This is a genomic window from Armatimonas sp. (assembly GCF_031410135.1).
Lineage (GTDB): Bacteria > Armatimonadota > Armatimonadia > Armatimonadales > Armatimonadaceae > Armatimonas.
On the sequence record NZ_JANNYP010000221.1, the window covers coordinates 1 to 21,517 of the forward strand.

Below are 21,517 nucleotides of genomic sequence, written 5' to 3' on the forward strand. Positions count from 1 at the left end.
GGCTCTTTGACAAATAGTGGGGTCAGGTAGAACCATCACATTCCATCAAGATGCGCAGCATAAAATGTTCAAAGTTGCCGAACCCATAGGCACAACGTTTTATGACCTTGACTTTGTTGTTCAAACCCTCAACCATACCACTCGTTAGGCGGTCATGGAAGTAGTTGAGAATATGCTCTAAACGATTCTTGAGCGTAACCACAAATTTGAAAAGTGCTTTCAACCCACTTGCTTCGACACGACTCATCCACGCCTCGAGCTTTGGCTTTGCTTCCTGAGGGGTTAGATCCGCTTCGAAAAGAGCACGGAAATCTTCTTTGAAACCATGTAATTGTTGGAGTGAGCACGAGCGACGGAACATCGCTTCAAGCTTCTCTTTGTCTGCATGAGAAAGATCTACATGATTCCTTACGAGAAGCCAACGGCATCCTTTCAGGGTTTGCTTGGTCTCTTCGGGTAAATGACGCTGAATCTCACGGCGCGCACTGGTGACAGCATCATTGAGATTTTTCATCACATGAAAGCGATCTGCCACGATCTTAGCATTAGGCAAATAAGCACAAACTGCCTGCGCATAAGGCTCCCATAAATCCATAGCCGCCTCAGTAACATGGGCACGCTGAAGGTCGCTCCAAGTGCGAAAATAGGCTTCGAGTGTCTCTTTTTTACGATCAGGCAAGACGCAGATAATTCGTCCTGCTTCCAGATCAGAGAGGGCTAAAGCAAAGCTATTATGCCCTTTTTTAAGGGCGAATTCATCTATACCAAGTTTGCGTATTGCGGTGGGTGGATTCTCTCGGAGCTGATATTGAGCCTGAGCATAGTAGAGGCGCTCCAGCGTTTTATAGCCCAATTTCTCTTTCTTGTGAACGGCTTGAAGGGTCGTTCTGTGACACTGCAAAAACAAAGATTGTTGATAGCGCTTTGTCAAGCGGCTGCAACGCTCAAGCCATTGCAGTTCTTCACGAAAAGGGATCTTGCATTTTTCACAGTAAAAGCGTCGCGCGTTGAATTCGATATAACAACTTCTTGCTGCCCAAGGCATATCTCTGACGCATCTTCGTGAGTAATCATGAATTTTGGTGCTGATAGTATTGCACTGGGAACATAATGCAACCCCAAAGTCATGGGAGCAAAAAACAATAACTCGTTGGTGCGTTTGCTCTATTTCAATGCCTGTCACGATCATGTCGGGCAGATTTAGCACCCGTGTTAGGGCAAAAGGATCATCTGCACGAATGTGCCAGATCTCTTGTTCTTCAAGTTCTTGGGATATACTTTCTAGCATCAGGGCCGCCTTGGGAAAGATTTAGCGTGAGAACTTGATCTTACCCGACGGCCTTGATGCTTCAGAAACCAACCCCACTATTTGTCAAAGAGCCACAAGTCTCTGGGCTTAAGAGGGCAACGGCTACCTTCGTAGCCAAACCGAGCTGATTGCTCGCGAAGGCGAGCGTCGCCCTCTTAAGCCGGAACCCTCGTGGTTCCGGCTACTTTTGTAAGCGGTACAATGAGCGTGGTGTCTCGTCTGCTTCGTCTCTATCTTCCCCTCGCGCTGAGCTTCCAGCTCATGATGCTCGAAGGCCCCTCGGTGCAGTGGGCCATTGGGCGACTGGTGGAGACCAAGATCAACTTGGCGGCGTGGGGGCTGACCATGCAGCTCTCGCTCCTGATTGAGAGTCCGGTGATCATGCTATTAGCGACGGCGACCGCACTGGTAAAGAACACCGACACTTTTCTGGCTCTGCGCTCGTTTATGCTGCGAATCGCGCTCTGGTGCACAGTTGTCACAGCGGCCCTCGCTTTTACGCCGCTCCTCGACTTCGTCTGTCTGGAACTTCTCGGCCAGCCCACCCCTATTGTGGAAGCCACACGCCTGCCAATGCAGCTCATGCTCCTCTGGAGCGCCGCCATTGCCTGGCGTCGCTTTCACCAAGGGGTATTAGTGCGCCAGGGCCAGACCCAGCTTGTTACCTACGGCACGGCCCTTCGCTTGGTGGCGGTGTTCCTCTGTGCCTTGGCTCTCTCGTCACTGAAAATCCTCTCGGGCGCAGCGACGGCAGCCGTGGCGATCATGCTGGGCGTGCTGGTCGAAGCACTCTCTGCGAGTAGCTTCGCCCGCCCAGTAATTCGCACACTGCCGACGACTCGCGATGGTGACGAAGAGCCACTCACGCAGCAGGCCATTGCCAAGTTCCATACCCCACTGGCCATGACCACGCTGCTCACCCTGGCTGCCGGGCCACTCACCAGCGCCGCTGTCGCACGCCTGCCGCTTGCCACCCAGACCCTAGCCGCTTTCCCCGTCGTGTTCTCGGCGCTCCTCTTGCTACGCGGCTGGGGCTTTGCGGTGCAGGAGATCACGGTGGCGCAGCTAAAAAGAGAGACGGTGCCCGAGGCGACACTCTCGCGCTTTGCCAGCATTGTTGGTGTGGTGACGACCGGGCTAACCCTGCTTCTGGCCCTCACACCGCTGTGCAACCTCTACGCCACCGCTCTCGGGGTGCCTCATGACCTCCACAGCCTAGTGCGCGAGGGGATTCTCTGGGGAGCGCTCTTGCCGCTGATTGCCGCAACCAGCTCGTTTGTGCGAGGCGTTTTGGTGGCGCGACAGAATACTAAGCCTATTTATAGAGGCATGGCGCTAGGGCTGAGTGTTCAAGTGCTCGTGCTTATCGCAGGCGTTGTCGCCAAGCTCCCCGCCCTGCCCCTCGCGGCGCTCTCCTTCACGCTGGGTGGCATAGCGGAGACAGCGTACTTGATGGGAGCCAGTAAACCAGCCTACGCATCACCGACGAGATAACGAAACACGGATTCCAGGTTGTTGTCCGGCGAGTGGAAGCGCTCAATCAGAAAGCCGCCGGAGATCACGAGCTGTGGCAGTGCTCCGTAGAAAACATCGGGCTGGTGGGTCTCGATCTCGATGAGCTTCTCACTCTTAGGATCAACCCGTGCCGAGAGCACAAAAGGCTGGCCAATGAGCAGGGCAGCAAGCTCGCGGGGCCGATCCGTGGTAAGTCGAATATGATGCGGGTGCTTATCAATCTGGTCGCGGATATCGTGGATATTGCCTTGCGCAAGCACGCGGCCTTTGAAGATCACCAGAATCCGATCCGTGATCTGCTCGACTTCATACAGAATATGGCTGGACACTAAAACGCACTTGCCCCTCGCGGCAAAGCTCTGCATCAGCTCCACCATCTCGCGCCGCCCCACGGGATCTAGACCGTTGAGGGGCTCATCCATGATGAGAATATCCGGATCATGGATAATGGCCTGTGCCACTTTGATTCGCTGACGCATGCCCTTGGAGTAGCCCCCGATGCGCCGGTCGCACCGATCTGCCATCCCGACCTGCTCCATGACTTCCTGAACCCGCTTCTTCGCACCCTCGCCCCGAATTCCGTTCATCGCTGCCAACAGGGTCACAAACTCGCGCCCGGTCAGCTCCTCGTAGAAGTTATCAATCTCGGGGCAGTAACCCATCCGTCCCGCTACCACAGGGTTGGCAAAAGGCTCCTGGTTCAGCGAGAGCACGCGGCCCGTGTGCGGACGAAGCTGCCCGGTGACAAGCTTCAGGAGCGTGGACTTGCCCGCACCATTAGGGCCGAGCAGCGCCGTCAGCCCGGCAGGGAGCTGAAAAGAGACATCGTTGAGGCCAATCACCTGGCCATGCCAGCGGGAAACCCGCTCCAGAGAGATCATCGGTTGGCTCATATCCCAAGCTCCTGGCGCACAAAACTCCGAATGGGATCCAAGGCAACAAGCCCCTGCTTTGCATCCAGGAGTGTCGCAGAAGATCCTGGATAACGAAAATTAACGGCATAGTTCGTCAGCAAGGCACACTCCGGCATCAGCGTCACCCAAAAAGGATTCAGTGGGCTGATGAGATTCAGTAAAAGCTGAAGATCATGCGTTTTAGGAATCGAAATGCCATTTTCTTGCAAGACAGCTTTCAAGTATTTCTCCGCGCATTGTTGTGCATGAAAACATGCCGAGTCATAGTTTGGCGATTTACGTGCTCGGCGCTCACGAAGAGCAGTCGCAAGATCCCCTTCCGCTTTATCTACCCATTCTTTAGTGAGCGGTGACATAGAGAACCTTACCTTTCTCCGTGATCTCGCGTAAGAATGAGTCGCCTAGCTGTAGACGTTCCTTAAGCCGCTGTGGAGTATAGACGATAACATCCATCGGAAACCCACCATGAACCGCCAAGCGTATCGCCGTTTGTTCTTTGATAGACAAGCCTTCAAAGGGTAAGACGACCAACAAGTCCACATCCGAGTCCTCATGAGGAGTTCCATAAGCATAGGAACCAAACAAAATAATTTGTTCAGGATGAAACTTTGCCACGATCTGATCCCGAACGTCTGCGATCGCCTCCATTGAAATCATCCGCTGATGATCTCCACGGCGCGAACCTTTCGGTGGGCAGCGGCGAGGGGCAGTAGCACGAAGGCGGTTCCCAGTGCGGCAAGTGGCCAGGTCAGTGGTGCCTGCTGGCGGCCCTTACGGCCTCCTGCGATAGGAAAAGGGTGGTCTTGCGGCTTGACATGCAAGAGATTCATCGCCAGCCCATCGGTGACTCCGCCCACGCTTGCATTACGAACTGTCATCGCACGCACAATCGCCACTTTGGCTCCTGCCTTCTCGTTGTCTAAGGCGACAAAAGCATTGTCTGCCATGATGATCCCCGCGACATAGGTGAGCGTCCCAATCACGAAGTAGAAGCCCGCGTAGGTCGCCCCCGCCAGCCGCCCTCCTTTAGACCAGGCCGAGATTCCCACGATCAGGCTGGCATTGAGTACGGGCGCAATCAAAGTCGCCATGAACAACCGGGGCAGTAAGTACGGATTCTGCGCCCAGAACCCCTCGTCGTAGTAGCTCGTCAGGAGAAAAACGTAGATCAGGAGCGTCGGGATTCCAGATGCACACCAGAGAAGAGAGAAGACGCCAAACCACTTCCCTACCAGATAATCGAGTTTGGTCAGAGGTCGTGCAAGGTAGACCAGTAGCGCGTTTGACTGGTTGTCTGCCGCAATGCAGCCTGCCCCGATAATCAGCGCCTCGATAAAGACCATCAGCCAGCTCTCGGTGACGCATAAGTAGGTGCAGGCGGCGTAGGTAAAGGTGCCCTGGCGACCAAATGGCCCCCGTCCTCCCCCACCGCCACCGCCCATATCGCCCAAGGCCCGCGTGACATTGTGGTTCAGAAAGAAGAAAAGTCCAAAAAATAAGTGGATCAGCACGATCATCAAGATCGGCATCCAGAAGCCAGCCTTCTTGATATTGGTTCGGATCACGGACTGCGCGATCACCCACCACCCGGCTCGGACAGCTCGCATGGGGCCATCATAGTTCCGGTACGTGCAATCGGCGATCAGGCTTGGGGAGCTTGTTGCGCTCTCGGTACTCATCCGCTTACTGCCTCCATAAACACATCCTCTAGGCTTCTTTCGGCAGGGCGAAAGCCACGAACCTGCGCGCCCGAGACAATCGCCGCATCAAAGATCAGCCGGTGGGGGTTCGCCTCGGTCTCGGGGAGGGCAAACCGGCACGAGCTGCCCAGCTGTGAGATTAGGCTCGCTCCTCGCTGCCCCATTGCGCCCACAAACCCATCGGAGAAGAGGCGCAGCTCCACATCAAACTGGACACCACGGGTCTGCTTCAGCTCGGCAATTGGCCCCTGCCGCACCACTTCGCCACGCCGCATCACCACTACAGTGTCACACGTTTTCTCAATATCGGGCAGTAAGTGTGAACAAACCACAACAGAGAGGCCCTTACCATGGCTCACGTCGCGCACCAGCTCCAGCATCTCATCCCGGCCTGCCGGATCGAGGCCGTTGGTTGGCTCATCCAAAAATAACAGCTTCGGGCCATGTACCAGCGCCTGGGCCAGCTTCACGCGCTGCCGCATTCCGGTGGAGTAGGTCTCGACATTGCGGTAGCGCGCCTCCCCGAGGCTACACCACTCTAACACCTCGTGGGCACGCCGGATCGCCTGCTCAGGGGGCATTCCCGCCAGCTCCCCGGCGTAGGCCACGAAAGTCACGGCGTTCATTCCGGGAATATGGCAGTCTTGCTCCGGCATCAGCCCGATCTTCTGGCGAATGCTCTTGCCCTGGGTCGCAACATCGAGCCCCATGACCTGTGCTCGCCCTGTGGTGGGCGTCACAAACCCCAAGAGGGTCTTGATCAGAGTCGTCTTCCCCGCGCCGTTTGGCCCTAGAAGCCCCACACAGCCCTCGGGAATCTCCAGAGAGAACTGCTCCAGCACCGTTTTTGAGCCGTAGCGCACGGTAAGATCGGAAACGGCGGCGATGAAAGGCGAGTCTTGCATGGTGTCCGATCATTGTACCCGAGTCTATCCCAATGCCATACCCCAAAAAGCTTGTAACGCTGTTGTAACGTAAGCGGGATACTGTGTCGGCATCCCAACTTCCTAGAGAAGCAGCCTATGAACGTTATCCAACAGATGAAGCACAAGACCCCGGAACGGGCTTTGTGGCAGCCCTGCAGGGGCATTTGAATGGGACTTCGCGCCCGCCATTGCAGATGCCAGTTTTCAACCGGCGGTGGAGCGATTCGTGAAAAGGCTTACTTAAAAATAAAACACGATGAATGTAATGAGAACTCTTTATCTACTGACCGCGATCACACTCGTGATAGAAACGGTCACGCCTGTAAAGGCCCAGAAATCTTTGTCTATACCGTATCTTGTGCAAGCGAAAAAGCTCCTGCCAACCGTCGGGATTGAGCTTGATCCGGGCGATGGTGGCGAGGTCGCGAGCGCGGGCAAGCTTCTCTACGAAAACCTCCTCCCACTCTACGTGAAGCTGGCACTGGCGCAGAAACAAACGGGTGATGCCGCCGGGGCGCAGGCGACACTGGCACGGGCACAAGCGCTCTGCACCGATAAGAAAGGCACCTACCAGGGGCTAGTGACACTGCTGGTCAACGAGGGCCTACAGGCGGGTTTCTACAACGAGAGCGTCGCGTTTCACAAAAAGCACGATATTGACGGCTTCCGCGCCCCGCTTCGGGCCGAGTACGAAATAACCGTCCGCAAAGATGCAAAAGCCGCCACAGCGGCCCTACTTGCGGGGATCGAGCGCGGCAAGTCGCTAGAAACAAAAGGCAAGGCACTGGAAAAAGGCAGCGACGACCGCTGGACACGTCTCACCACGCTTTTCAAAATCTTAGACTGTGCCGTGCGCCATAGCTTGCCCGAGGCGTCCTCTTCGGCTCGCACTGCACTCATTCCCTACGTCAAAGACCTGACCGGGATCGAGCTGTGCCAGGCGGTATTTCTGGGCGTCCCCGAAATTTCCCCGGCCGATGCCGAGGCGAAGCTGCTAGCCGAACCCGACAATAACGGGCACTGGGGCCTACAAGCGCTGGGGTTTTTCTATCTAAAGAAAGAGACCAAGGCACGTGCGGCGCTGAGTACGCTGGGAAAGAACAAGAACGGCGACCAGATGGTGCCCACGCTCCTCTTCTTCCTCAAGCCCGCCGAGTTCGCCACGCTTGCCTCCGCGGGAATGACGCGAACAACGCTGGACTACCTAAGACAAGAGGGTCGCGAGACGCCCGAGACCGTGCTTGTCCTGCAAAAACGACTTTTGGAGAACCCGTCGCTCTCGGCGGCGCAGCGGACAGCCGAGGCGCGAAAAGAGTTTCTGGAGATCTACAAAGACAACCAGAAGCGTGCATACACGAAAGGCTCCTACCAGTACTCGGCGTCGCAGAGCCAGTATGCCGAGATGCTCACGGCGCTTATCCCGCTTGATGTAGCATTCGCGGCGGCGCAGCTTGCTAAAATCGCCGAGCCGCGCTATCGTCTTGTTGTGCTGACCGAGCTTGTGGCATACTACGCGAAGAAAAAGTAACGCCAGGAAAGCCAACTCATGTACCGAAAAACATTTCTCGCCGCCACGCTCTTTCTCCCTGCACTCGCCCTTGCTGTGTCCGACGATCTCCAGGGCCGTAGCGTGAGGTTCGAGACCGATCCCAACCCGCCGCTGACCCTTGCGCCAGGGGGGACATCCGTCGTGTTCTCTCCCGGCGGGCGCTATGTGGCTACCTACACCGATATCGAGGCAAAAGTATGGGAGTGCGCGACCGGAAAGCTGGTGTACCGCTCCACTGCCAGCCGCTATGATTCCCAGCTGAAGTGGAAGGGAAGTGGCGGAATCTCAGTGGAGTTCGTCAACGAGACGACCATCGTGGATTCTAAGCAGCTTCTCGTTGATCTGGAAAACAACATAGGCGAGCCGGTGCGCGATCTCTACGGAGAGGACTCGAAGTTCTATCCGCTCGATGCCGACCACGGCTTCGTCCTCGACTCGAAGCTCCACACCATCGAGTTGCGAAATCGAACGGAGAAGGTGACGTTGTGGAGCGCCTGGCTGCGCGACCTGACGCGCTTCAAGAAGGGGCAATCGGTCTACTACCATCTTGAAACCAGCCCCCTTAAAATCGACCGGGAGCGTGGACGAATTTTCTTCGTCTGGTACGAGAACGGCAGCCGGGAGGACAGGATCGTCGCGTCGCTGAACTTCGCGGGAGAAGACTATCGGGAGGAGCTTCGGGTACCGATGGCCATCGAGAAAGGGTACGGCGGTTACAAAAACAGGCTGTATCCTGTCATCAAGCTGTCGCCGGACGGAACGAAGGCGCTTACCTACAACGCGGCGGGGCCGTCCCTTCCGAAAAACGTCCGGTTGGTGACCTTGGGGAGTAAGAGCAAGCCGATCCCGCTTCCCGATATTCCTTCGAAACAAGACGGCTATCAAGTGAACTGGATTGGGTTCACGCAGATCGGCGATATCGATTTCTCCACTCAGCTGAATGGCTCTATCACGACGCTCCTGCTCGATGGAACGACCGGCAAACGGAAAGATCAGCTAGCCGTATCCGAGAGCAAGCCGATTGACTATCGGGTGGTGAATTTCTCGCCGGATCGAAAGACCGTCGCCCTGGTTCGCATCGTTGAAGGAAGCCGTGGGGCAACTTCCATTGGACTCTACGACGCGACGACGGGTAAACATCTTCGCTCTCTCGACGACTCCGCGCAGAGCCTCGCACAGGGGCAGAGCGAGCGGGAGCTTTACGAGCGCAGTCAAGCGATCCGTGCCGCCGCCGAGGCCGCACGCCGCCGCACCGATGACCAAGCCCGCGCCGCGAGCGCTGCGGAGCGAGAGCGTGCTGAGGCAGAGAAAAAGGCGTTTATCGCCCGATCCGTGCCCTGCACTGCCTGTAAAAAGAAGGGCTATTACGCTGTGCTAGAGCAGAAAGTAAAGTACATTCCGATGACGACCTATGAAGTAAAGGGGTTCTTTCTCGTGTACGGAACGCCTTTTACACAGCGCGTCATCACGGAGGAAAAAGAGATCCGCTACGCCTGTCCGACGTGCCAGGGGAAGGGCCGTGTGGCAAAATGAAAAAAATGATGAATGCAAAGATTACGCTCGCTCTCGTCTCTCTAGCCGTGCTCTCTAGCACACTTGCTATCGCGCCGGTTCTCGCTCGCACTCAGACCGCAGAGCTTAAAGCAACATTGGAGAAAGCCCAGAAGCTCAGCGGGGAAGGAAAGTATCTGGAGGCAGCAAGTCTTCTCACGCCTCTTGCGGGAGCAGCGGAGAAAGACCTGAACTTCCAGCTGGTGTACGGGGCTAATTTTTACAACCTCGCAGGGACGCAGGCAGCGGGCAGCACACTACAGTTGCAGCACCTGAAGCTTGCGGAGAGTGCGATGGGAAAGGCTCTCACACTGAGTCCGCGCAACGGTTTCGCGCTCAATGTCCGTGGGCTATGCCGCTCCCGGCTGGGACGCACCGCCGAAGCAGTGACTGATTTTCAGGCGGCGGCAAGCGCTGAGCCGAGGAACGGGCGCTACCAGAGCAACCTGGCTGAGGAGCAGCTCAAGCTGGGTAAGTGGGCGCTCGCGCAGTCCACTTTTTCGATTGCCGAGTCCCTGTTGCGACAGGAGAACGCCGCCCCCCGTGCCCTCGCCGACGTTCTGGCAAAGCGCTCTGCCGCCTCGCTGGGACTCTCGCGGGAGCCGAACGCGCCGCCGAGCGAGACGCAGCGTGCGCTGGCGGAAGCGATCTGCGCCATGAAGCTCGACGATAAAAATCCCGCTGCGCTTCTTGCCGTCGCCGATGCCTGGTACGCGCTCGGCGAGTTTTCCAGAGCCGTGTACAATCTCCGGCAAGCAAAACAGCTCGACCCGAAAATAAGCCGAGTCTTCACTGAAGAAGGAGCCGCAAAGAACGCACAAGGAAAAACCAAGTTAGAAGAAAACTCCGGTACGAAAGCGGACTTTGACGCGGCTGTAAGTGCATACGATGTCCGCAATTTTGCCGATGCGGTCAAGCGTTTCACTAGTCTGCTAGAGAAAGACCCGATGAAGGAGTATGCCTTCTGGGCAAACCGGGCACGGGCACGTCGTCAGCTCGTGGAAAAAGAGACAGAGGCGGGAGACGATCCCACAATGGCTGCGCTCTTCCCTGTCTTGGCCGACCACTCCACCCGGGTGCTGCTTCTCTACAATGCTTCGAAATCAGGAGAGGCGCTCTCCGAGGCGCTTCAAGATCAGGCCAAGGAATACGAGGCCATCGGCGCTTGGTCTGGGGCCATTGCGAGCTGCGAGCTGGCGCTGAAAGCGGTTCCCGGCAACAGTAGCGTAAGGATGCTTCTCGCGGGCTACCGCACGAAGCAGTCGGTGGCGCTGATGGAGAGCTTACCGAAAAACTCCGCCGAGGCACTTGTTGCGTTAAATGACTTGCTTCTGCGCGAGCCGGGGAACCTGGAGTTCCTCAAGGCCCGTGCAGAGAGGCTGACCGATGCGAAAAATCCCCGTGCCCTCGCCGATCTCATGGCAATACTAGTTGTCTCGCCGGAGCCGGAGAACTACGCCCGTCGCGGCGACTACTACCTGGCGCAAGGCAAGCTCGACGAAGCCCTCTCCGACTTCGAACAGGCGATTATCTTGAATTTTTCGCAGGTTGATTACCGGCTGGCGCGCGCGAGCGTCAAGCGGAAAAAAGGCGATGTCGCGGGCGCAAAGAAAGACTACGACGACTGCCGCCAGCAAGATAAAACCATTCCCGCCGTGAAAGCTGACCTCTCCGATGCCGACGCCGCCGATAAAATGCGAACGGATGAGTCGCGCCTTTCGGATCGGCGTTTCGAAGAGATCAGTAATTCTCGCGTTACGCTGACGGAGGATTACGTCAAAAAGGCAGAAGGCTTGGTGAAGAACAAACAGGGAGCGGCGGCGCTAATGAACTGCACGAAGGCGATCGCACAGGATAGCGGCTATGCGCCCGCGTACGCACTTCGTGGGCAGATTCTCATGGCCCTCCGTCGGCCCGATATGGCGATCCTCGACTTCAACAAGCAGGTCTTGCTCGATCCGAAGTCTGCGCAAGCGTCGCTGAACCGTGGCAATGCTCTGGCTATGGTTCGGCGCTACGACGACGCGATTAAAGACTACGACCGAGCGCTCGCGCTCGACCCGAAGCTGACGGAGGCCCAGACCAACCGCGAGATTGCGAAGCAGAAGAAAGGCAGCTAAGCCGATGAAAAACCGACTTCCCCTTGCTCTCGTCTCTCTGGCTGCGCTCTCTGCTGCCGCGCCTGCTTATTCCCAGACAGCGGAGCAAAAAACGACGCTGGAGCAAGCCCGCAAGCTACACCTAGACGAAAAATACGTCGAAGCAATGAACTTGCTCATCTCGATCTACGACCCGTTTGAGAAAAACGTCGAGTACCAGAATCTTCTGGGATTCAATTTTTACTATCTGGCCCGAACCGAGGATAAGGGAAGCTCGCTCAATGAGATCCACCTCGACCGCGCCGTCGATGCCGCTCGAAGCTCGCTGGCGCTCAAGGCCGGTCAAATCGCCGTTCTCAATCTTCTGGGCACGTGCCTCTTCGAGCAGGGCAAGTTCGCCGAGGCCGAAAAAGAGTTTCGCGCGGCGAGTTCGCTTCAGCCGACGAACGCAAGCCTCCATGCCAATATCGGGCGGACGTACATGGAGATGAAAAAATGGGCGGAAGCACAAGTCGCTTTCGCAGAGGCCGTCAAGCTCCAACCCCGCGACGTGTACTACCATAATTTTTTGGGAATGAGCTTCTTCCGCCAAGAGAAGTGGAGCGCGGCGGAGCCGGAGTTTCGCAAGGCGCTCGCTCTGGATGGCACAGTGAATAGCTATGCGCTGAATGTCGGGGCAGCGCTGCTCAAGCAAGGAAAGAAAGCCGATGCGCTTCCGTTCGTTCAAGAGGCGCGGCGGCTGGGACTGAAAGAGCACTGGGCCATCACCGAGCTGGGTCTTGCAAACACGCCGCTGCCGACCGCACCGCTTTCGAGAGTCCTTATCGCGCAGGATGCGGAATCGCTGGAGAATCTGGCGCGACAGTCCTTCGAAGACAAGAACTACGGAGAGGCTGAGACGCTCTACGCGAGGCTGATCGTGCAGGTTCCGGACAAGCCGTTGTTCTTCGCCAACCGGGGAATCGCACGCAGAGAGCTGAAAAAATTTAGCGAAGCGTACTCCGACCTGGTTCGTGCCGAGACGCTCTTTCGGCTCCAGGGTGGCCAACCGCATCAGATTGCCTGGGCGTTATCGAATCGCGTCGCCGCTTCCCTCCAGCTTGGCGAGCCGTACCGCGCGCTCACCGAGGCGTTCGCCGCGACGGACACCGACCCGACGTTCGCTCCCAGTTGGCTCGCCCGCGCCGATGCGTACTACGCGCTGGGAGATTTTTCGCTTGCGACGGGGAATCTTAAAAAAGCGAAGGAGCTCGGTTCCGATGCTATCCGAAACTACACGCAGGAGGAAGCCGCCCGTAACGCCGTCGGCAAGCCGCCGAAAGACAGCGTAAGCTCCGAGAAAATCGTGCAGGACTTCAACGAAGCGAAGAAGATGTTAGACGAGAAACGCTATGCGGACGTTGAAAAAATATCCACCAAACTCATCGAACTCTCACCGCTCGTAGGGCAGTTCTGGAGCTTTCGTGGAGCCGCGCTTTCTTATTTGAAGAAATCAGAGCTGGCAGTGCGAGATTACTCGACGGCTATCTCCAGTATCCACGTCGATTCTTCGGTAACGGCAAACCTAAAAGGTCTTTACTGGCTTCGAGCGAAGACAAATCGTGATATGGGCGATATTCCTGCGGCTATCGACGATTGTAAGATGGCGCTGAAGATTGATCCAAATTACGCGCCTGCGAAAACGCTCCTTGAAACGCTCCAGAAACCCGCAGAACCTGTCGGTGAGGCCGTTCTTATCGTGTTGGAGGGGGCTGTGGACAAGGCGGCGCTTGCCTACGAGAAGAACTTCGATGAAAACGCCGCCGTTCCTCTGAAAAAGCAGCTCGACACGCTGCTGGAGCGCGAGCCGCTTAATGCCCAGCTCTTGGTGATGCGGGGGCGAATGGAGCAGATACAGGAGGTGATCACGTTCGATGATGCCAGGGCGATGGTCTTCTTCGAGCGGGACGTATCTGCGCAACTGGGGGGACATGCACTACGAGCTCAAGCGCTTCAACGAGGCATGGGCGGACTATGATAAAGCCATTGCCGACGATCCCAAGGAGGCGCTGAACTACTTCAAGCGTGGCAACGCTAGCTTCCAGTGCGGCAAGTTTGACGATGCGATTAACGACTACACGAAAGCACTAGAGCTCAAGCCCGATATGCGAGCCGTCGCCGACAACCGCGAGGTTGCCAAACGACGAAAGGCGGCGGGGGGATAGGTTAAAAGAGGAAAAAAATGACAAATCCATTAGCAAAGAAATATCTCATAGAGGCACAGGCACTACTGCCTAAGATTACCGTAGATACGCGTCCCCCATCGGATCAAGATGGGGGGGCGAAGCGTGGAACACTCCTGCGTCACCAGCTCATTGAACTTTATGTACATCTGGCAGAAGTGCAGAAGACGTTTAAGAATGTAGCCGGGGCGAAGGCCGCCTATAAAAAGGCTGAATCGCTTTTGTCTAGCAAGACAGGAGTAGATAGTCAGGGATTTGAGTCGCTCTTATTTAGTTATATTGACGATCCTAGCCATGATTTTATTCCTGACGCCGCATCTCTTTGTGTGAATTACGACAAGATGGGTTACTCTATGTGGCGCGTTGCGAATCAGCAGCTAGGTAATGCCGCCAATAATACTCTTTTGTTAAGTTTAGCACGAAGTGTGAAAGAGCCGGATGCCTTTGATCAGATAGGAACGCTTCTTAATCTCATCAAGACGGCGCGAGGACGCACCGAGACCGAAGTGACGGTACCTAAGGTTAAGGCCGTTCTTGGGCCGATTCTGGAGAAAATTTCAGGAGCAATAGAGCCGAAAGATAGGGACAATAAAGACTTGGCGGGAGTTGCCTTAGTTCTGTGTTTGGGGACATACTACGGCGTCGGGGATAAAAGCAAAGCGGAGTCGCTTTTGCGCTCGACTGCCAAAGAATTACCAAATATGCTAGGGCAAGGCTTGGTATTTTTAGGCAAGCGAGACGAGGGAAAAGCCGTGCTTCTCAAAGTCAAAATGCCCAACGAACTACCCAGTGGGTTGTTGGAATTTATAGACGCGGAAGACTTAATCCGCATTGCTAAAGCCCAGCAGAGTGGTGAGATATTGGTGCGAGAGGCGCGTTATCGCAGAGCTGTTTTCCCCGTAGAACAAGAGCGACTCTTGCTTGCTGCCGAGTCAATAGATCCGGGGAGTGTTAGTTGGACAGAGTGGGTAAGAGTGGGGAAGTTGCTCGTGCAAAAAGAAGAGAAGAAGGATCAAAAAGATCTCTATGCACGAGCACTAAGAGCGATTAAAAAAGACAATATGATCGTTGAAGCCTATCAAAAAGAACACCCTGATACGAAGGGGAGTACAGAAGCCAGTATAAACGAGGCACACTGGTCAGAGATTACGCAGATGCTCGCCGTTTTAGAGCCCCCTCTCGCCCTGAAATATCTTGCAAAAGTGACGGAGCCACGCTATCGTGTCCCCGCGTTACTTGCCCTCGCGAAAGAAATGGCCTCCTAAAGTATTCCCCCTTATGGGCCTAGTCGTCCCTGTCGCCACCTGTGGGTGCTTGGTACAGCGCACTCGGGAACCGAACACCGGACTTCTGCGCACTCCAGATTGCCCGTGCGACGGTCTCGGCATCGGCGCGGTCCACATCGTCCCAGTTGAGCGTCTCGCAGGCTTCGGCGAGGCTATCGCCGATTTTGACCGCGCCCTTGCGCTTTCGCCACGAAACGAGGTTCACTTTGTTGACCGAGGGCGTGCAAAGCGGTTGTCGGGAGATAAAGCCGGTGCGCTCGCGGACTACGCCAAGGCACGCGCACTGGATAGCACGATTCCCGCCGTCAGCCCCAATCTTTCCGATGCGGAGAAAGCGGAGAGTGCGGCACACGACCTAAAGCGGCTCAGGGACAAGGCAACACGTCCTGTAGATCTCTCGGGAGCGGTCGAGGCCGCCGGGCGCTTACCCAAGCTACAAGCCCGACTCCAGCGAGCCAAAGCCGGCGACAATCGCACCGATGCCCAGATCCTAGAAGAATTTGACAAGAGTGCGAAAGAGAAAACGCTCGACGAAGTGAACTATGCCGAGTGGGTGGCTATCTTTGCCAAACAACAGAAATTTGACGAAGCCCTCGCCGACTGCGAGAAAGCTATCGCGCTTAAGAGCGGCTACGCGCCTGCCTACAACCTGCGTGGGCTGGTCTACCGCCAGAAAAAAGACGATGACAAGGCGCTTCTGGACTTCAACAAAGCCATCGAGCTGGAGCCGCGCTCGGCGGTGTATCTCCGAAACCGGGGGACGCTCTTTACCAGCCAGAAAAACTTCGGGCGTGCTCTGAGCGATCTCAATCAGGCGATTCTCAACGATCCTAAATCGGCTCCCAGCTACTTGCAGCGCGGCAATGTCTATGTCCAGCAGAAAAACTACGATGCCGCAATTGCGGACTACGATAAAGCGCTGGAGCTCGATCCGAAACTCACGGCGGCGGAGAAAAACCGTGAGCTGACAAAAAAGAGAAAAGCAGGCGGTTAGCGCATTGTAACGGTGCCGTAACGCAAAGCGCGTAGGCTAAGGGGCAGGAAGAAAACCATGAACCGATTTTTGTTTGCTCTGCCTCTTACCGCCGCTCTGATCGGCACCGTTAGCGCCCCCACCCTGACTCTTGCCCGCGCTCAAGAGAGCCGCCCGGAGCTGATGAAGCGCGCAGCAGCGCTCTCGGAGGCGAAGGACTGGGCCGCCTCGGAGAAGCTCTACACGCAGGCCATTGCGCTCGATACCAAAGACGCGATGGGCTGGCTGGCGCGTGGCTTCGTGCGCTCGCAGAGTGGCAATCAAGACGGCGCGATCTCCGACAACACCAGCGGGCTTACCACACTGGCGCTCGCCGATGGCACGGCGCACCTGCGAGCGATAGCCTACACCAACCGGGGCGATGCGTGGCGTGCTAAGAACGAGCCGCTCCGTGCGCTCATAGACTCCCTCGCCGCCTGTGTGTCCGAGGAAGGCTTCGCGGCGGCTTGGACGGTTCGGGCGGATGCGCAGTATCTCCTGGGGAACTTGGAGCAGGCAAAAATCTGCATCGGAAAGGCCCAGGCGCTGGATAAGAGCCGGACACGCACCTACACCGAGGAGGGCGCACGAAAAAACGCGCTGGGTCGTCGCGTGATTGACGAGAAGGTGGATATCGAACCCATTTTTCAGGCGGCGCTCACCGCCGAAAAATCGGGGGACATGGAGAAAGCAATAGCAGGCTATACCGAGGTCATTGAGATTCGTCCTCTGGCATCAGGGGCTTGGGGAAACCGAGGGGGACTCCATTTTAAGGCCAATCGCTTAGAGGCCGCCATCGCGGACTACTCCACGGCGATTACCGTTTCCTCTGTCGGCAAGCAGCTGGATAGCATGGCACTGGATCTCACCAACCGCTCGCTCGTTTACTCACGGCTGGGGCGGCTTGCGGAGACAGTGAATGACCTAGAGCTTGCCGTAAAAGTAAAGCCCAACTACACGCGGGCGGTTGATCTGCTTAAGACGGCTCGAGAGACGCTCGCCGCAGCGCCCTCGGAAGCACTCCCGCCACTGGAGCGGGCGCAGAAGTACTTCCTGCAGGCGGAGAAAGCCGGGCTTTTTGAGGCGGCCACACCGCGAAACGCCGCCCGCAAAATCCTGGATGAGCTGATCGCTGCGGAGCCCAAGAACGCGGCGGCGCTGGTGCTCCGGGGAAAGCTGGCGAATCTCGGAATGATTGGGGTGGTGAAAGAAGCACGCGAGTTCTTTGACCGTGCCCTCGCCGCCGACCCAAACAATGCCGATGCCCTCTACGAGCATGCGGTGGCGCTAAATAGCGGCTTTAGTGTCAGCGACTCGGACCGGGCGCAGGCGCTTAAGGAGCTTAAGCTGGCGGTGACGAAGGGCAAGAACGACGCGAAAGCCCGCCTGAAGCTCGCCGATGCCCTAAGCGAAGCACGAGATTTGTCGGGTGCAGGGGAGCAGATGGATCTCGTGATCAAAGCGGAGCCTCAGAACGAGGATTATCTCAGAAAACGGGCAGTCTTGCGCCAGCAGCAGAAAGACTGGGGCAAGGCAATCACAGACTGGAGCCAGGTGATCACGCTGAAGCCCACTCCCGGAAACTACGCCAGCCGCGGCGATGCCTATGTCGAGAACAGACAGTTCACGGAGGCAATCACCGACTTTGATAGAGCTATCGCGCTGGCTCCCAAAGACGCCGATCAGCTGGTCGGACGGGCACGAGCAAAGCGGCTCAAGGGCGATAAGTCGGGAGCACTCGCCGACTACACCAAGGCGCACGAGCTTGATGCTACCCTGCCCGCTGTCGCCGCCAATCTCTCGGACGCCGACAAGGCCGATGCCGCTCGCCATGACTTTAAGCGCCTGATGGGTAAGCTCACCAACTCCAGTAACCAGCTGAACGAGACCCTCGGCGAGCTCAATAAAGCCCAGCGGGCAAAAGACAAGGCCGAGGCGCGGCTCCGCAGGCTCCTGATGGGAGACAAGCGCACCGACACCGAGATTCTAGCCGATTTCGAGAGCGACTCCAAGGCCAATGTGCTGGATGAAGAGGACTACTTGAGCCGGGCACGTGTATTTGCACGGCAGGAAAAACTAGATTCCGCGATTGCAGACTGCACGAAAGCGCTTGCTCTAAAGAGCGACTATCATGAGGCCTACAACTGGCGTGGCATCTGCTACGAGACGAAGAAAGATTTCGAGAAAGCCTTCGCGGACTACGATAAGGCCGTCTCTCTTAGACCTACATTTAGTGCCTATCTGCGCAATCGCGGTGATATTCACTACGAACTCAAGCGCTTCAACGAGGCATGGACAGACTACGATAAAGCCGTCACCAATGAGCCCAAAGAAGCGACCAACTACTTCAAGCGTGGCAATGCCAGCTTTCAGCGCAGCAAGTACGACGATGCCATCGTCGACTACACGAAAGCGCTTGAGCTAAAGCCTGATATGAAAGCTGCCGCGGACAACCGTGAGGTGGCCCGGAAAAAGAAAGGCTAGAGTGGCTTGAGTGCTGCCCCCGCCAGCCAGCCTGCGATGCGCTTAGATGTCTCTCCAAGGCGCTTCTCCTCTAGCCCGATCAGGCCATGTTCCATCAGAAGCACGCGCTGGCGGGGCGGGTGTACCACAAGGCTCTCGGGGAAGCTCTTGGGTAGGCTATTGTAGGTAGCGGTATCATCCTGGGTGCCCTTGGTAAAGGCCAATCCCTGCCCGATGTCGTCGAAAAAGTACCCCACGTAGCCCGGATCATCTTCGGAGCCGAAGTAGCCTGAGCGGACTCTTAGCTTCGGGTAGGCCTTGCGGATTCGAGTGAAGTCGCTGGTGGTTGAGATGCCATTGGTCATGCGGTAGTTGATGCCCATCGCGGAGAGCTGCACGACCCGCTCCCGCTTCACATGGGCAATCAGCCAGCTCTCGGGATCGTCGACAGTACCCCCTTCCCACCAGAGCAGCTCCAGCGTTGTCGTGGGTGCCGGTTTGGGTTTCTTCGCCGTCGCAATCTCCACCCACTCGGTGCTCTGCGGCCTCCCGCGCAAGCGAATCGCCTCCAGCACGCCCATTCCCAAACGCAGCTTCCCAATGCTTTTCCCAGGGACAATTATCTCACTCATGCCTAGAGTTTAACGGACTTTCACATCAGGCTGCCACTTTGCACTACTGCCTAACAAAAAGACAGCCTTTCCACCAGGTGCCAGAACATGGCCCAGTGGCTGCTCCAAAGACGCACGAGAAAACTCTAGTTTAAGGGAAGCAGGCGGTGTGTAAATAAAGCGGGTCAGCATCGCAACATCGCGCACGAGTGGCGCTATTATTGCTTTCCACTCCGCCTCTGAGGGGAATGTCTTGTCATGATCAAACGCCCAGCTTGTCAACGCCCCACCCACTTCGTTGGCAATCTTGAGTGCCTCATCACTCTGTGCTTTAGTATTGAGCGGCTCGAACGCAGCTTTGGACAGGGCAACGAGCGGGACAAAGAAAAGCGTCCCTTGCTGCTGAAAAATAGCGCCTGAGCCATCAGGTAGGAGCGTCATCGGCCGGCCATCCGCGCAAAGCGCGACTTGTGATTTTGCTTGCTTACTTTTTAACACAACCGCTTTGCCCACCGTCACCAGCTCAAACGGGAGTTGCTTCTCGGGCCCATTCTCATCACCAAAATCAATGCTGCCATCCTCTTTCTTTGCCAGAGGAGGAATTTTCTCGAACACACGAGTGTCCGGGTAAACGGCATAGGCTTGCTTCAGGTCGTCCACAAAAAGCGCTTTGCCATCGTCCGACCAGCGGGTCGTCCAGACCGAGCCTCCCTTCATCGGCACGGTAAAGCGGGTTCCGTCGGCGCTGAGAAACTCAACTCCTGAGGCGGAGGCGCCGCCATCGGGACCACCAAAAGAGGCATAGGGCAGTGTAGGAGAGACATGCAGCCCAAACCAGCCGTATTCCAGTGGGCCGGGGACGGTCTTTGCGGTTCCCCGAGCAGGGTCAATCAGCGCAATCGTCGCACGGGAATGCTTCTTTCCCTCGGCGTCCACCGTTTTATCGTGGAGCGTGGCGAGCGCAGTGCCCGTCTTTCCCAGCCAGCCACTCAGCCGCGCATCCACCCCAACTCCGGCGGCAAGTTCTTGGCTCCAGAGCACTCGCAAGCGCTGTCGTCGAATATCGTAGGAGAGAATTTCGAGAGTCCCCGGCGCGGCATCGGGTGGGGCAAGCTGAAACGAGCCCTCGGGCTTGGTGAGCAGAGTATCGAAACTAGCCTGGCGCACCTCGCGCAAGCAGATCAGAAAGCGGCTATCGGGAGAGCAGAGCAGGTAGCGCAGGTTCCCCGTCAGCACCGGCTCAGGGTTTGCCACTAGCCAGCCGCCTTGTCCATCAGAGCGCTCCAGCAGTCCGAGATAGGGAGCCGGAGCTTTCATATAGATCGCTCGGGGAGCCGTTTGAGCGGGAGGAGTTTGTAGCATCGCCATCTCAACGGATTTTATCGCGGTTTGGTTACGGATTCAGTCCCAGCAGAAGCTCTTTTCTTTTAGAACGCCACTCTCGAAAGTCAGCCAAAGCGACGTGATATTCGAGCTATGGGTGTCTGTCTTGATACACAGACGAGGCTGGGTCTCAGGCTTCCAAGGACTCTTGGGTGTCCAGTAGACTTGGGAGGTAATCGGGGTTGAGAACATGTAGCCAGCAGGCAGAATGTAGTAGCCCTGGAGGCTCCGAACGACTTGCTCTTGGCTCTGGCCCGGATAGAGCACTGCGGAGCGTATCCAAAGACCTTTCTCGGCAGGTGCAGACCGCAGACTCATACAAAAATCAAAGATATTGTGAGGATTCGTTCCTAGCACAACGAAGACGACAAGTGCGTTGAGCCACTTCAGGCCGCACAAAACTCGCTTTGAGACATTCATTTCCTACTCCTTCGCACAAAGCCCACTTTTTTAGGTTCTGCGGTATAATCCGTTCGTCGGCGTCACTGGCGCAAAGGTAGGTCGTCTGCACGAAAAAGCAAGCTTACACGGGGAACGCCCCCGAGGGAGCGCCGATAGCAATCCTCTGTCCTGCCGTTCGCCTGGGTATTCGGGACAAACTTCTCTTTGACCCTTGGAGGTTGACCCTATGCGTCGTGCCTTTACTTTAATTGAACTTCTGGTGGTGATCGCCATTATCGCGATTCTTGCCGCCATTCTCTTTCCCGTTTTTGCCCAGGCTCGTGAGAAAGCTCGCGCGGCCTCATGCCTCTCGAACCAGAAACAGATCGCCACGGGCCTGCTGATGTACACGCAGGACTACGATGAGATGCTCCTGATGGGCATGTGGGGAACATCGGCGAGCGGCACCTTGTGCTCCTGGCCCGCGATGATCCAGCCCTATATCAAGAGCACTCAGGTGTTTCAGTGCCCCAGTGCGCCCCGCACCGCAGGGATTACGGCGGGAACAATTGCCAATACGGCAGGCTGTGGGATCG

Annotated in this window: 20 protein-coding genes and 1 riboswitch; of the genes, 10 read left to right on the plus strand and 10 right to left on the minus strand. The window is 56.6% G+C overall.

What is annotated here, in order from left to right; genetic code table 11:
* Positions 1-22 precede the first annotated feature (22 nt).
* Positions 23-1,288 carry an ISL3 family transposase gene (locus RMO15_RS07795; protein ID WP_309710153.1) on the minus strand — a complete coding sequence of 422 codons (1,266 nt, stop codon included), beginning with the start codon at positions 1,286-1,288 and terminating at the stop codon, positions 23-25.
* A 231-nt stretch (positions 1,289-1,519) separates the two neighbouring features.
* Here RMO15_RS07795 and RMO15_RS07800 point away from each other — a divergent pair, with 231 nt between their 5' ends.
* Positions 1,520-2,803 carry a hypothetical protein gene (locus tag RMO15_RS07800; protein ID WP_309710156.1) on the plus strand — a complete coding sequence of 428 codons (1,284 nt, stop codon included), beginning with the start codon at positions 1,520-1,522 and terminating at the stop codon, positions 2,801-2,803.
* On the opposite strand, the gene RMO15_RS07805 is transcribed toward RMO15_RS07800, so the two are convergent.
* From RMO15_RS07805 to RMO15_RS07825, 5 genes are read right to left on the minus strand one after another with little or no spacing between them, the layout of a single operon-like run.
* Positions 2,782-3,717, minus strand: a complete 936-nt coding sequence (locus tag RMO15_RS07805; RefSeq protein ID WP_309710158.1) for an ABC transporter ATP-binding protein — start codon at positions 3,715-3,717, stop codon at positions 2,782-2,784. The genes RMO15_RS07800 and RMO15_RS07805 overlap by 22 nt on opposite strands.
* The gene (locus tag RMO15_RS07810; RefSeq protein WP_309710161.1) at positions 3,714-4,094 is read right to left on the minus strand and encodes a HEPN domain-containing protein; all 381 of its coding nucleotides are present in this window, start codon (positions 4,092-4,094) and stop codon (positions 3,714-3,716) included. Before RMO15_RS07810 ends, RMO15_RS07805 begins: the two co-directional genes overlap by 4 nt.
* Positions 4,078-4,395 carry a nucleotidyltransferase domain-containing protein gene (locus RMO15_RS07815; protein WP_309710164.1) on the minus strand — a complete coding sequence of 106 codons (318 nt, stop codon included), beginning with the start codon at positions 4,393-4,395 and terminating at the stop codon, positions 4,078-4,080. Before RMO15_RS07815 ends, RMO15_RS07810 begins: the two co-directional genes overlap by 17 nt.
* Positions 4,392-5,417, minus strand: coding sequence for an ABC transporter permease subunit (locus RMO15_RS07820; protein ID WP_309710167.1), 1,026 nt, complete (start codon positions 5,415-5,417; stop codon positions 4,392-4,394). The genes RMO15_RS07815 and RMO15_RS07820 overlap by 4 nt, the downstream gene beginning before the upstream one ends.
* Positions 5,414-6,343, minus strand: coding sequence for an ABC transporter ATP-binding protein (locus tag RMO15_RS07825; protein WP_309710169.1), 930 nt, complete (start codon positions 6,341-6,343; stop codon positions 5,414-5,416). The genes RMO15_RS07820 and RMO15_RS07825 overlap by 4 nt, the downstream gene beginning before the upstream one ends.
* Positions 6,344-6,629: 286 nt before the next feature.
* Here RMO15_RS07825 and RMO15_RS07830 point away from each other — a divergent pair, with 286 nt between their 5' ends.
* Genes RMO15_RS07830 through RMO15_RS07855 form a run of 6 tightly spaced genes read left to right on the plus strand, consistent with a single transcriptional unit; the run spans position 6,630 to position 15,050 of the window.
* Positions 6,630-7,892 carry a hypothetical protein gene (locus tag RMO15_RS07830; RefSeq protein WP_309710172.1) on the plus strand — a complete coding sequence of 421 codons (1,263 nt, stop codon included), beginning with the start codon at positions 6,630-6,632 and terminating at the stop codon, positions 7,890-7,892.
* An 18-nt stretch (positions 7,893-7,910) separates the two neighbouring features.
* Positions 7,911-9,446, plus strand: a complete 1,536-nt coding sequence (locus RMO15_RS07835; RefSeq protein ID WP_309710174.1) for a hypothetical protein — start codon at positions 7,911-7,913, stop codon at positions 9,444-9,446.
* A gap of 5 nt (positions 9,447-9,451) precedes the next feature.
* Positions 9,452-11,584, plus strand: a complete 2,133-nt coding sequence (locus RMO15_RS07840; RefSeq protein WP_309710177.1) for a tetratricopeptide repeat protein — start codon at positions 9,452-9,454, stop codon at positions 11,582-11,584.
* Between the two features lie 4 nt (positions 11,585-11,588).
* The gene (locus RMO15_RS07845) at positions 11,589-13,580 is read left to right on the plus strand and encodes a tetratricopeptide repeat protein (protein WP_309710180.1); all 1,992 of its coding nucleotides are present in this window, start codon (positions 11,589-11,591) and stop codon (positions 13,578-13,580) included.
* A complete protein-coding gene (locus RMO15_RS07850) occupies positions 13,534-13,767 on the plus strand; it encodes a tetratricopeptide repeat protein (protein WP_309710182.1) in 234 nt (77 codons plus the stop codon). The genes RMO15_RS07845 and RMO15_RS07850 overlap by 47 nt, the downstream gene beginning before the upstream one ends.
* A 17-nt stretch (positions 13,768-13,784) precedes the next feature.
* Positions 13,785-15,050, plus strand: a complete 1,266-nt coding sequence (locus RMO15_RS07855; RefSeq protein ID WP_309710184.1) for a hypothetical protein — start codon at positions 13,785-13,787, stop codon at positions 15,048-15,050.
* 19 nt (positions 15,051-15,069) lie between these two features.
* On the opposite strand, the gene RMO15_RS07860 is transcribed toward RMO15_RS07855, so the two are convergent.
* A complete protein-coding gene (locus RMO15_RS07860; protein ID WP_309710187.1) occupies positions 15,070-15,276 on the minus strand; it encodes a hypothetical protein in 207 nt (68 codons plus the stop codon).
* A gap of 27 nt (positions 15,277-15,303) precedes the next feature.
* Between RMO15_RS07860 and RMO15_RS07865 the strand changes: the two genes are divergently transcribed.
* Positions 15,304-16,065: a tetratricopeptide repeat protein gene (locus tag RMO15_RS07865; RefSeq protein WP_309710189.1), complete on the plus strand. Its 762-nt coding sequence runs from the start codon at positions 15,304-15,306 to the stop codon at positions 16,063-16,065.
* A 57-nt stretch (positions 16,066-16,122) separates the two neighbouring features.
* Positions 16,123-18,567: a tetratricopeptide repeat protein gene (locus RMO15_RS07870; RefSeq protein WP_309710192.1), complete on the plus strand. Its 2,445-nt coding sequence runs from the start codon at positions 16,123-16,125 to the stop codon at positions 18,565-18,567.
* Here RMO15_RS07870 and RMO15_RS07875 read toward each other — a convergent pair.
* Genes RMO15_RS07875 through RMO15_RS07885 form a run of 3 tightly spaced genes read right to left on the minus strand, consistent with a single transcriptional unit; the run spans position 18,564 to position 20,960 of the window.
* Complete coding sequence (locus tag RMO15_RS07875; protein ID WP_309710195.1) at positions 18,564-19,178, minus strand: hypothetical protein; 615 nt, start codon at positions 19,176-19,178, stop codon at positions 18,564-18,566. The two genes, RMO15_RS07870 and RMO15_RS07875, sit on opposite strands and share 4 nt — an antisense overlap.
* 9 nt (positions 19,179-19,187) lie before the next feature.
* Complete coding sequence (locus RMO15_RS07880) at positions 19,188-20,525, minus strand: hypothetical protein (RefSeq protein WP_309710198.1); 1,338 nt, start codon at positions 20,523-20,525, stop codon at positions 19,188-19,190.
* Positions 20,526-20,558: 33 nt separating this feature from the next.
* The gene (locus RMO15_RS07885) at positions 20,559-20,960 is read right to left on the minus strand and encodes a hypothetical protein (RefSeq protein WP_309710201.1); all 402 of its coding nucleotides are present in this window, start codon (positions 20,958-20,960) and stop codon (positions 20,559-20,561) included.
* A 51-nt stretch (positions 20,961-21,011) separates the two neighbouring features.
* Positions 21,012-21,134: riboswitch (ZMP/ZTP riboswitch) on the plus strand.
* A gap of 34 nt (positions 21,135-21,168) precedes the next feature.
* On the opposite strand from RMO15_RS07885, the gene RMO15_RS07890 reads away from it, so the two are divergent.
* Positions 21,169-21,517, plus strand: a 349-nt coding sequence (locus RMO15_RS07890) for a DUF1559 domain-containing protein (RefSeq protein WP_309710204.1), incomplete at its 3' end; no start/stop codon positions are given.